This is a genomic window from Pseudoalteromonas sp. S4492 (assembly GCF_005886115.1).
Taxonomy (GTDB): domain Bacteria; phylum Pseudomonadota; class Gammaproteobacteria; order Enterobacterales; family Alteromonadaceae; genus Pseudoalteromonas; species Pseudoalteromonas gelatinilytica.
This window is the reverse complement of record NZ_PNCP01000220.1, coordinates 1-349: the sequence shown is the minus strand read 5'-3', so window position 1 is coordinate 349 and position 349 is coordinate 1. Positions and strand designations below refer to the sequence as shown.

General features: G+C 46.7%; 1 protein-coding gene. It reads right to left on the bottom strand.

The features are described from left to right. A partial coding sequence (locus CWC28_RS21435) for a hypothetical protein (protein WP_171038351.1) occupies nt 1–284 on the bottom strand: 284 nt, incomplete at its 3' end. Nucleotides 285–349: the final 65 nt, after the last annotated feature.

Below are 349 nucleotides of genomic sequence, written 5' to 3'. Positions count from 1 at the left end.
CCCACTCTCCCTTCAGCATTCTTGTAGCTCTGCTGAAGCTCTGCCAGCCTGGCTCTCTCTTGCTCCAATTCATTTTCAAGTTGCTGGTAACTGTCCAGATATTCCTGACGTTGCTGCAGCAACTGTTGATTCTTCTGTTCCAAAGCAGAAAATGCCTGCTGAGCAAACTGTTCATGATTCACATAGGCAGCCTGAAGCTGGCTTTGCAAATTATCTATATGCTGACCAGAAGCGATCACCTGAGTCTGGAGCTGTGCAATCGTGAAACCCTTTTCACCCAACATTCGGGTTTGCTCATTCATCTGGAGTTGAAGCTGTCTATTCAGAGCTTCCAGTTCATTTAACCTGG